General features: G+C 46.7%; 10 protein-coding genes. 5 read left to right on the top strand and 5 right to left on the bottom strand.

The window, feature by feature from the left end:
* Positions 1 to 7: 7 nt before the first annotated feature.
* Together FK220_RS06505 and FK220_RS06500 are read left to right on the top strand one after the other, a co-directional pair.
* Positions 8 to 445, top strand: coding sequence for a hypothetical protein (locus tag FK220_RS06505; protein ID WP_152573440.1), 438 nt, complete (start codon positions 8 to 10; stop codon positions 443 to 445).
* On the top strand, positions 442 to 918 hold the full coding sequence (locus FK220_RS06500) for a hypothetical protein (RefSeq protein WP_152573439.1): 477 nt from the start codon (positions 442 to 444) through the stop codon (positions 916 to 918). Before FK220_RS06505 ends, FK220_RS06500 begins: the two co-directional genes overlap by 4 nt.
* A 443-nt stretch (positions 919 to 1,361) precedes the next feature.
* Here FK220_RS06500 and FK220_RS06495 read toward each other — a convergent pair whose 3' ends face one another.
* Positions 1,362 to 1,919, bottom strand: coding sequence for an REP-associated tyrosine transposase (locus FK220_RS06495; RefSeq protein WP_152573438.1), 558 nt, complete (start codon positions 1,917 to 1,919; stop codon positions 1,362 to 1,364).
* 701 nt (positions 1,920 to 2,620) lie between these two features.
* Between FK220_RS06495 and FK220_RS06490 the strand changes: the two genes are divergently transcribed.
* Together FK220_RS06490 and FK220_RS06485 are read left to right on the top strand one after the other, a co-directional pair.
* Positions 2,621 to 4,057 carry a fibronectin type III domain-containing protein gene (locus FK220_RS06490; RefSeq protein ID WP_152573437.1) on the top strand — a complete coding sequence of 479 codons (1,437 nt, stop codon included), beginning with the start codon at positions 2,621 to 2,623 and terminating at the stop codon, positions 4,055 to 4,057.
* A 124-nt stretch (positions 4,058 to 4,181) separates the two neighbouring features.
* Positions 4,182 to 5,537, top strand: a complete 1,356-nt coding sequence (locus tag FK220_RS06485; protein ID WP_152573436.1) for a hypothetical protein — start codon at positions 4,182 to 4,184, stop codon at positions 5,535 to 5,537.
* 7 nt (positions 5,538 to 5,544) lie between these two features.
* Here FK220_RS06485 and FK220_RS06480 read toward each other — a convergent pair whose 3' ends face one another.
* Together FK220_RS06480 and FK220_RS06475 are read right to left on the bottom strand one after the other, a co-directional pair.
* Positions 5,545 to 6,555: a Kelch repeat-containing protein gene (locus FK220_RS06480; protein WP_152573435.1), complete on the bottom strand. Its 1,011-nt coding sequence runs from the start codon at positions 6,553 to 6,555 to the stop codon at positions 5,545 to 5,547.
* A gap of 10 nt (positions 6,556 to 6,565) precedes the next feature.
* Positions 6,566 to 7,162, bottom strand: a complete 597-nt coding sequence (locus FK220_RS06475) for an N-acetylmuramoyl-L-alanine amidase (protein WP_152573434.1) — start codon at positions 7,160 to 7,162, stop codon at positions 6,566 to 6,568.
* Between the two features lie 372 nt (positions 7,163 to 7,534).
* Between FK220_RS06475 and FK220_RS06470 the strand changes: the two genes are divergently transcribed.
* Entirely contained in the window at positions 7,535 to 8,254 is a 720-nt protein-coding gene (locus FK220_RS06470; protein WP_152573433.1) for a hypothetical protein, read from the top strand.
* A 2-nt stretch (positions 8,255 to 8,256) separates the two neighbouring features.
* Here FK220_RS06470 and FK220_RS06465 read toward each other — a convergent pair whose 3' ends face one another.
* Both FK220_RS06465 and FK220_RS06460 read right to left on the bottom strand, forming a co-directional pair.
* Entirely contained in the window at positions 8,257 to 8,670 is a 414-nt protein-coding gene (locus FK220_RS06465) for a hypothetical protein (protein ID WP_152573432.1), read from the bottom strand.
* Positions 8,671 to 9,003: 333 nt separating this feature from the next.
* The gene (locus FK220_RS06460; protein WP_152573431.1) at positions 9,004 to 10,920 is read right to left on the bottom strand and encodes a penicillin-binding transpeptidase domain-containing protein; all 1,917 of its coding nucleotides are present in this window, start codon (positions 10,918 to 10,920) and stop codon (positions 9,004 to 9,006) included.
* Position 10,921: the final 1 nt, after the last annotated feature.

Below are 10,921 nucleotides of genomic sequence, written 5' to 3'. Positions count from 1 at the left end.
CCTATATATGGCACCATTTTTGATTTTATCTATAATCACGGTTGGATTTATATTGCAATACTTCTTCATTAAACAGGTTAGTGCAGAAGTTGTGATAAGTAAAGCTCGATTGATTAAGAGAATTAAGAATAATTCTATCCCGATTAAGGTAGATTCAAATGATTGTATAATTATTAAAAATGATAAAACGAAGTTCTCTGGCGTTTACGAATCGGGGGATGTGGAAGGATTGAAATTTATAAAGTATAACAAATGGAATTTTAGGGATAAACAACAAAATCAATCAATACTGATTTGTAACTCTGGCAAGAAAAAGTATTTTAAGCATATAAATATTGAAAGTACAATTCTTAGAAGCAAGTTGAAAAATCAGGATTTTATTTTTATCTATGAATATCTAGACACTTATTATATAGATTTAGAATTTTTAAAGCCATTGAGATGAGATTATTTTTTATGATTTTTATGATAAAGATTTTTATTGGTAATAATTGTAACATGCAGTTATCTGATGCTGGGATAAATGATTACAACTTAGGGCTTTCTTATAAAGATTTGTGTAATGAGATTCTACCTTTACAATTAAATAGGAATAGTAATAGTTTGGTTAATAGTAAAATTGAAGTTTTCTCTTATTTTGAAAAGAATAATCAATTGAACGAAGAATCAAAAGTTCTATACCACTTTGCTTTTAAGGATAGTGTTTTATGTGGCTATACTTTTGAAATGGAAATTTCCGATATTCAGAGTTATAAAGAGTTTATTAGAAGAATAGAAAAAGACAATGCCTTTATAACATCTTATAAGACCTCTTATCTTGAAAAGAAAGATGGTTGTGAAAGATTTATTAGACTTAGGTCTAAAGGCAAGCAATTGTTGATAAGTGGTGGAATTGATAATATAGGTGGAAGTTGGTAAGAGTTATCTAAATAATTCACCCCCCCCCCCGCTAGTGCCAGTTTGCAACTGGTACCGTTCCCCGCTAGTCCTCGTGTTCGCTAGTGCTCGTCTGTGACGGGTACCGAGCCCGAGTAAGAGAACGATAGGGAAAGCTGCCAATAGGTGGCTTTTACTTTTTTAATGGGTTTAGGGCGTTTACCTGTATGACGGTTTTGTATGCCAGATAAAAGGAGCGTATTACCATAAATGAGATTCTCGTCCAAGCGCCCCTTTTTCCTATCCTCCCATCTGCCATTGCATCTACGGCGTTCCAAGCAACATAGAGGTTAGCGCGAGTTTGCAACTCGTGCCGTATCGAGTAAGAAAAACTGTAGATGAAGAGCCCCTCGCTGGGCTCATGTGTGCTAGCCCCCTCAAGCGCCCGTCTGTGACGGGTGCCCATACCAATAAGAAATCCTACCTCATTCCAAAAACCCAATGGCATCGATCTCAAAAGCAGGATCTTGCTCAGCAATATTTCTTGCACTGCTATATTTCCAGTGGGTAGGGGCTGTTACAAAACCGGCCTCAATGGGATTGTTATGTATATAATCCAACTTCTGTTTGATGACCGCGGTGCTCCAAAGCTCGATGGGTTTGTTATGATGCTGCCAAAATTGATATTTTGTAACATTTTCTATTTTCTTCCCTGCTCTTTCGAACATCCAAAGCAACCATTCTTTTCTGCTTTCTTGAGGATTTTCTTCAATAGCCTTTACTATTTTCTTAGAAGTATATTTCTTAAAATCACGAAGTAAACCGGTCGGGTCTTCATTAACATCCCGGAAGATGAAGTGAACATGGCTTGGCATAAAGCAATATGCGAAAAGTTCCATTCCTTTATGCTTTCGGCAATATTCGATACTATCGACCAACACCTTCAGGTAAACCTCTCTGGTGAATACATCTAACCAATATACCGTTGCGAAAGAAACGAAATACGGAGCCGTTGGATTGTGAAATTTGTATTTTCTGCTCATTCGTTTAAAATACAAAAACCATCGCTTCCGCAATGCCGCTATATTTTTTTATAATCTAGTACCGGCACTCGTCACAGACGAGCGCTAGCAACGTCGATTTTTGTGGTAATATCATAAATATGAATGGAAAGACAATAAATAGTTTTCTTGGGAAAATATATCCTCCTTCACCAGATAGTTGTTCTAAACTTTCGCTAAACGAAGAGCCCCGCTAGTGCCAGTTTGCAACTGGTACCGTTCCCAGCTGCCGCTAGAATAATCGCTATCGCTAGTCTCTGACCAGTGGCGTACCGAGTAGGCCATGACGGCGACTAAAAAACAAGGATATTAAATGCTGTCGAGAAGTGGCTTTTTTAGCATTAAGCCCACGCTGGCGGAAGCGTCACGCTTGTACCTATACCCCAGCTGTGCGAAGTTTGCAACTTCGCGCCGTCGTAAATAAACAGTTTACGGTCGAGCGACCTACGCTACGAATTCTATGACGTCGCAAAGCCCCGGATAGCTGGTAAAAGTAACCGTAATCTTAATCATTCTGCATCCTACATAAGACTATGGATTGCATACTACCACCATTAAGGAGCACGAGGATTCCGCTTCGAATAAAACTTACAAAAAAATAGGCTTTTTCTTTACCGCTTGCTATTTTTTGAATATTTTAACAACGCCAAAGAACGGCATCATTCACCAAAAACCAACCGACCATGAAAAAACCGTGTACCCTTTTTTTAGCACTCCTTCTCAGTAGCTTTTTCAGTATAATCCACGCTGCCAAAACTTTTGAGGAAGCCACTCCCGAACCGCCCGCCAGGGACATTACCTTTGGGGTGCTTCAATTGATCAACGCCGATACCGATACCAGTATCTTGGAAATTATCGATGGCGCCACCTATGCTCTCGATGCTGTGGGCAGCAATCTCAATATCAATGCCATCCCGCCCCAGGCCGTAGGGAGCGTACGCTTCACTAGCAGTGACGGCTATACCCGAACCGAAGGGGTGGCCCCCTACGCCTACCGAGGGGATACCAGTGGCAATTACATCGCATGGACCCCGACCGAAGGTACCCTTTCCTTTACGGTACAATATTTTAGCGGTGGTTCCGGTTCGGGAACGCTGCTTGCCACAGACACGTTTTCGATTACCTTCGTACAAACCGCTACGGACACCCAAGCCCCTTCGGCACCGGTGGCAACGAGCGGGGCCATCACCACCAGTTCGGTCGAACTATCTTGGACGGCCAGCACCGATGATATCGGGGTCACCGGTTACAATGTATACAAAGATGGGGTACTCGAGTCCACTCTGGGCAATGTCCTCGCCTATACGGCTACCGGCCTAACAGAAGCGACTTCCTACGATTTTACGGTAACCGCCTTGGATGCGGCGGGGAACGAAAGCGCTCCCAGCAATGTGGTGACGGTGACCACGGGCACTACCGCGGACACCCAAGCCCCCTCGGCACCCGTGGCCAGCAACGGGGCCATCACCCCCAATTCGGTCGAACTTTCCTGGACGGCCAGCACCGATAATACCGGGGTGACCGGTTATAACGTGTACATAGATGGGGCGCTCGGGTCCTCTTTGGGGAATCTCCTTACCTACACGGCTACCGGCCTTACGGAAGCGACGTCCTATGATTTTACGGTAACCGCCCTGGATGCTGCGGGGAACGAAAGCGCGCCCAGCAATGTGGTAACGGTCACCACGACCTCCACCGGCGGAACGGGTACCGTGTGGAACCTAACCAACAACAACGCCTATTACAATGCAGGCAACGTGGGAATCGGGACTACCGACCCGGGCACTTGGAAATTGGCGGTCAACGGAAATCTTCGCGCAAAGGAAATCAAGGTAGAGACCGGTTGGGCCGATTATGTCTTTGAAAAAGACTATCCCCTACCGACCTTGGAGCAAGTAGCCGCCCATATAAAGACCAAAGGCCATCTCATCAATATCCCCTCTGCGGCGGAAGTGGCCGAAAATGGCATTTTTTTGGGGGAAATGAACAAATTGCTTTTGGAAAAAATAGAGGAGCTCACCCTCTACATATTGGCCCAGGAACGGGCACAGCAGGAATTAAAGGCAAGAGTGGAGGAACTGGAACGATTATCGAATCAAGAAAATCGAGCCAGGGAGTAGACTGACTTCCCGTTCTGTTTAACAGATCGGATGGTACCTGCCCATTCAATTCCAGCTGCTTACTGCCTCGAAATTACCGTATCCAATCCTAGATATATAGGGAGATAATGCTATTTTTGTCCACATGCGTCGCATCTTTTTTACTACATCGGCTTTCCCTTTGGCAATGGTCCTATTGGGCTTTTTACTATGGCCCGGATCGGAAGGACTTGCACAGGTAAAAATCGGGGAGAATCCCCAGCTTATCGACAGCGGCTCGCTGTTGGAGCTCGAAAGCGACGAACTCGTATTGGTACTCACCCGGGTCACCACCCTGCAGATGAACGCCCTGAGTCCTTTACCAGGGTCCTTGGTCTATAATACCGACATCGGTTGTGTGCATTCGTTCAACGGTGCTACTTGGATCAATCTTTGTGCCCAAGGCGGCGCAGGAGGGGTCAGTACGGTGCCCGGGAATGCCATTGTGGACAACGGGGGTGCTTTTTACGACGATAGTGGACTACAAAATGAAATCGATGCTACGGCGGATGCCATCGAGGACCATGTGGCGGAGGATACCGATATGGATGCCCAAAACGAACTGACCGATTTGGCGTTGGACGGCAACACGCTCCGATTGTCCAATCCGGCGACGGCAGGAAACGAAGTGGACCTGACCCCTATACTCGGTGGGGGCGGCAATCCCAACGACGAATTGATCGTGGATGGTACCGTGGTGGGGAACGACCTTATCATCAACGAAGGCGCCAGCAATCAGGTAATTATTGATGTGAGCTCGCTGGCCGGAGGGGGTTCGGGAAGTAACAATACCACTTTTGAAGTGGCCAGCGGTAACCTGAGCATTACCGATGGGGGCGGCACCCTGAGTGTGCCGTTGACCGATTTGGGAACCGAAGACCCTACCAACGAATTGATTGCGGACGGTTCCGTAGTCGGTACCGATTTGATCATCAATGAGGGAGCCAGTAATCAGGTAACTATTGATGTGAGCAGCTTGGCGACCGGTGTAAATACCACATTTGAGGTCGATAGCGGCAACTTGAACCTTACCGACGGCGCAGGCACCTTGAGCGTTCCCTTGACCGATTTGAATGCGGGTGGCAATGGTCTCTTTTTAGATTCGGATGGGGATGCGGGTACCCCGGGACAAGTGCTGAGTGCTACCGCCACCGGCACCGACTGGATTTCACCGACCGCTGCCGGGAGTCCGTTTCATGCAGCTGGTAAAATGAATCAGGGGGGCATTACCAGAGCTTTTAACGTGCTTGCCGTGAACAGCATGGGGCCGGGCGATTATAGGGTATTTTTTACGACGAATGCCAGTACGGCCGACTATGTGGTACAGCTGAGTTTGTTGAATACCGGGGCGGCCTCCATCGAGGTCACCAATCAAACTACGTCAAGTTTTACCGTACAGATTTACGACAATGCCGGAACTCCCATTGATGGTAATTGGTTCTTTAGTATCATCGATTTTTAAAGGAACCCTAGTTACTGTATTTTTCCATCGTCACCAACTCCGGTTCCCCACCACGATTGCCGCAGCCCGAGGCGATATAGAGCGCTCCCTCGAATTCCAATAAACCGGTACCATGACGCCCTTCCAGCAAAGAGGGTAACCTTCGCCATTGATGGGTGCTGAGATTCAATGCCTCCACTTCGTTATGGGCTTTTTCCTGGATGGGGGATTCCCCGCCGGCAACGACAAGTTCCCCATCAAACAGAATGGCCGCATTCCCGGCCCGCTCGGTAGGTAGATGGTGGGGTAAGGTTTCCCAGCGATTCTGTTCGATATCATAGACATCCACCTCGGCGACGGTACCTCCAAAGGGGTCGTCGGTGCTCCCGGTGTTGCGTCCGGCTACGGCATACAGCTTTCCTCCTGTTACCGCCGCTTGAAAGTGGTCCCGGGTACGGGGGGCATCGGCCAACGTTTCCCAATCCCCTGTGGTCGGATCGTAACGGTCGAGCCATTTTTGATGGTCCCCGATATGACCATTTTTAATTCCGCAGACAACGTACACTTTACCGTCATTCAAGACTACACCAGCCGCCCCGCGACGGCGGTTTTCGGGGATTTTATGACCTTTCGACCAACTGTCGGTCGATGGGTCATAGGTATAGACATGGGTGGTGGGGGTCTCGTTGGGCCAACCACCGGTCATCGCGGCAATTATATGGATTTTGTCGTCATACACAACGGGCTGAAAATGATGTAGTTCCAAGGGAGGTTCGACTCCCTGGGACCAGGTCTTGGTCTTGGTGTCATAAATGCTCACTGGGCGGATATCTCGGCCACCCAATAGGTAGAATTTGTCCCTAACGCGGACAAAGGCGGCCTCATGCCGTGCCACGGGCTGGCCTTGATCTTCAGACACCACGGGAGTCCAATGGGGCTGTATAATTTCTTTTTGCGAAGCTTCTTCCGTTGTTTCGGGGCGTTCTTTGCACGAACCAATTATCAATAGTATGACCATTGACCAAACAGCTTTCAACATATCGTTAATTTTATAACCGTAGTTTTTGCACTTCCAATATCCCATCGAGGTGGTATTGGATGACTTTATCCCTGCCTTCCCTGGTCATGAGGATGTTTTTACACTCCTCCTCATTGTCCATAAAAAAATTCTCGGTGAGGATGGCGGGCATTTTCGTCTTGGTTAGCACATAGAAGCGTTGTTCCTTATCCAAATCACCGTCCGAAAAATCAGTGCGCAGTTTTCGATCGGGAAAAACGTTTTTAAATGCATGTCCAAAAATGGTGGCAATTTTATCACTTTTGGTATCGCCTGGCGAGGTGAAAATTTCCGAGCCATAGCCACCGCCCGCATTGGAATGGATACTAAGATAAAAACTGCTTCGAACGGGATACTCGTTAGCCCTTTTTACCCGTGTCTCCAAACGTACATCCCGGTATTCAGGGGCGAGGTTGACATAGGCAATTTTTAGTTGGGTCAGCCTTTGTATGATTCCGTTTACGATGGCCCTATTGAACTCTCCTTCGAACAGTTGGCTGCCATCGGACCATACGGGACTCCGCTTTCCAGCCGTTTGATATTTCCGGTTTATAAGCGCTCCATGGCCATTATCAAGAAGAACTAGCATCGTATTCCTTTTTTGGTTCCTGTTTCAAACTAGTGACGGGGGAATACTTCCCCTAAGATACTAAAAAATGCTTTTGCAGTTCGCCACTGGGTTGGTTGTTGTACCAATAATGGTACTACGTTTACAAGTGACGGGAGAAGGGGAAGAGCAAGACCCGCTCAAAACCTATCGGGCAGCGACTATGGGAAACTAAAACAGTAAATTTCTACGTGGTTTTGAACGACTTCCTCTTTTTTAACCCCTATTTAAAATAAGTAGCCCAACCCAACGTTTATATAAGTAGCCCCAAGAAAGTCTTACCGCTCCGATGTGGAGCAGGCCCTACCTACTGTGATTGGTATTTTTCATCAATCAAAAACCGCCGTTCATATCATGGGGCACAAACCAACATACCATCCTAGCTGGGATATTGTTTTTGAATATCTCGACCATCCGAATGATCATCGCAAGCATAGCGCATTTTATACATTAGTGGCACCTCTGATCAAACATTGGTTGCTGCGCTTTGGGTTTCGACTGAATTTGGAAGCGCACGCACGAAGCATATTTGCCGACCTGTACCTAAAAGAGCGCAAACGCCGTGAGGCCGGAAAGCTTCGACGAGAACAATGTACCGCCAAAGCGACCACCTATTACTTTCCCGTTATCCGAAACATGTGCATGGATTATCAGCGGCTGTTACAAGGGAAGCTCCCAGCGTCGGAATCGACCGATTGCTTGGAGGTAACGGCCGAACCCAGCGTTTTTGAATCGCTTTGGGGTGATTACAAGAAGACGATTCTCAAGGAAATGCGACGGTGTATCCAGGATTGGATCGAACTTTCCCGCTTTGAAGCATTGAAAAAGGAATACTTGAGACAGCGTTTTCTGGAGGGATTACGTTTTCTGGAAATTCTCAAAGGGCTTGAAAAAACGGAATTCGAAGCAGTGCGCAAGTGGATTTGCCGACAAGGTAAAAAAATCGCGGATACCATTGCCAAGAATATGCTACCCGCCATCATCGATTGCTATCAACTACCTATTAGTAAGGAAATCGATCCCAAAATCATCGAAAAACATCTTTTGGGTTCCAGGGTACAGGCACATATTTAACCCTACCGTTCCAAAAGGCCCCATACAATTTCTTTATACCCCGCGATCATCTTTTCCTTTGCCGCTTCCAAAGTTGCTACCGGAGCTCCTTCCTTGAGTGGAAAAAGGATGTTTTTGGAGGTCTCCCAATCCCCGGTGATGGTTTCGGACGGCGTTTTAAGAATAGCGAACCGGGCCAGTGCTATTTTTTCCCTGTAAGTCTCGTCGAGCTGAACGAATCGCCATAATGCCATTTGCAAATCTGGCTCCAAAATGGTCTCTCTTTGAAGATAGTATTGGTACAATAGGACGAGATACGCTTTCAATCTTTCATAATCGGACCCTACAGGGTCTTCCAAGCCCTCCTGTCCTGAGGGCGGCCCCTCTTCGAAATAGCTTTTGAGAATGGCTTCCCGTCTTTTGAAAAGATCGTTCATTGCTTTTGTACCGTTTTCATCCAATTCATCTGTGTATATACGGACTTCCCTAGCGTTCGGCTCTTATCAAAATCATAAAAGTATGGTTTGGCGAGCATCCTTTCGGCTTATCTTGCTGTTCGATTGGCATAGTGGTAAAGAAACTTCCAAAAAGGATAGGGGCAAGTATGGAAAAGATGGGGAGACAACATCAATTACGACCCCAGTGCCTGCCCTTGCGTACTTCCTGTCCGGATACCGCCTTGGTAGTGCGTACTTTTTTTTCGAATAATCTATTTTTTATTAGTCCGTATCAATCAACTTGTTCAACTACTTAAAACTAGCAAAAAAATACTAGTTATACAATTTGGAATAGGCCATGGCGGCCAGGACTCCTGCTGATCCCGCACCTGACTTGCTGGGGATGGACGGGGTCCCCTTACGGATAATTTTCCCATCTTCGATCTTCATGTACCCCGCCCAAACCACAAGCAGTTTCTTCCCATCGCTGAGCACGGTCCAGCCATCTTTGGCCTTTCCGGTAGTGCCCGTTTTTCCATAGTAGGTTCTGTCTTCGGGTAGCCATTGTAGGAGACGGTGACAAGTACCTCCTTTTTCAAAAGCGGCAGGTAGTAAATTTTGAATACGGTTCGCCGTGGCGGTCGAATACAATTTTTTTCGTTTTTGGGAAGCATTGTCATATATGGTATCCTGTAAATGGGGATCAATGATGTATTTCCAAGGACTTAAAGGAATGGCTTCCCCATCATTGAGCAGCATTTGATAGGCTTGGGCCACTTCCCATGGCGTTAGTGTTTTGGTCCCCAGAATATAAGAGGCTCCCCAGGGATATCCGGGACTCGCGGAAACCCCGATTTTTTCGAAGTTCTTTTCCACCCTTTGAGCCACTTTCGCCGGGTTTGCAAATACCCGATAGTTGACGGCCGCTTTGTTCAGACTGTATTTAAGAACATCCCTCACAGGCACTTCTTGGTTCAGGAGCGTGGCCTTTACATTACCGGGATTATAGTCGTACTCTTCTAAATTCCCATTAAACAAACGGGTATCCCCATCAAAACCAAAGTGCTCGAATAGTTCCAAAAACACTAGGGGCTTAAGTACCGAACCACATTGAAACCCCTTGCCATAATTAGTGAGGTTGGCCATAACACCGGTATTGTTCCTATTTCCGAGGGTTGCTTCGATAGCCCCGGATTCAATATCGATGGCGATGACTGAAAGTTGCAGTTCATGGTCCTTGACCGTTAGTTGGGAACGAAACTTTTTGGAGAATTGGTCCACCGCCTCCAGTAGTTTGTCCTGTCGTTCTTTAGTAATGGAAGAAACGTACTGAACCGCAAATCGGCTGGTTTCCGCTCCTCGCTGCTGATTGAGAAAGAGTGTGAGCACATCGGTATTTCGCAGCTTGTTGTGTTGCGCAAATCCCAGTTCCATCCTCCGCATGTCGGACAGCCGCTTCCTATCTGTCTCGGTGGGGTCGGAAATCAATTCATAGTAGTCCAGAATTCGTTGCTTGATACGCGCTTTGTTTGCGAATCGATCATCGCAAAGCGCTTTGAGTTCCCGACCGCCTTTTAAAGTCTTCACCGTTAGGAGCATTTCCAAATCGTTCAATTCGTGGGGCGGCCGGCCAAAGATGGTATAGGAAGCCAAGATAAGTCCCGAAAAATCACGCTCGTACCAGAAATTCCCCGAATAGTTGGTATAGGCGATCAACACCTCTTCAGGAGGGGTAGATTTCATCATTTGAAAGGCTCCCAACTGTTCCCCATATTTTCTGGACAGGTATATGGTTCCCAAACCGTCTTTTTTATGGATGGCATTTTTTAACAATTGTTGGGGTATATTGGAACCCCCACTGGCCTGACCTTTGAGTAAGCGGGCAATGCCCGAAAAGGAGAGTCCGAACAGATTGTCTTTTCCGAAATCGAAAAAATGTTTGTTTTCTACCTTGGTGAGAAAGTAAATATAGTTCTCTGGCAATTCGTCGTAGGATAATACGGGAACGATTGGATATTTGTTCAAGGTTCCTTTTGCGTCCAAAGCCGCCAACTCTTCTTGGGTCAACCGGTGGTCAAGTATGGTATTTTCTCCAAAAAGGGCCAACAGATGGTGGTCCTCATCCCGTACCGAGGATATAAAATGGGTATTGGGCTCCAACTCCATCTTAGAAGGCCAGAGGGCATGAAAGAGAATGAGGGCGAGAAAAACACCGCCGATCAATCGTATGGCTTTTATCCAATCGTTCATA

Source organism: Pelagihabitans pacificus, assembly GCF_009371985.2.
Taxonomy (GTDB): Bacteria; Bacteroidota; Bacteroidia; order Flavobacteriales; family Flavobacteriaceae; genus Pelagihabitans; species Pelagihabitans pacificus.
This window is presented reverse-complemented; position numbering and strand designations above follow the sequence as displayed.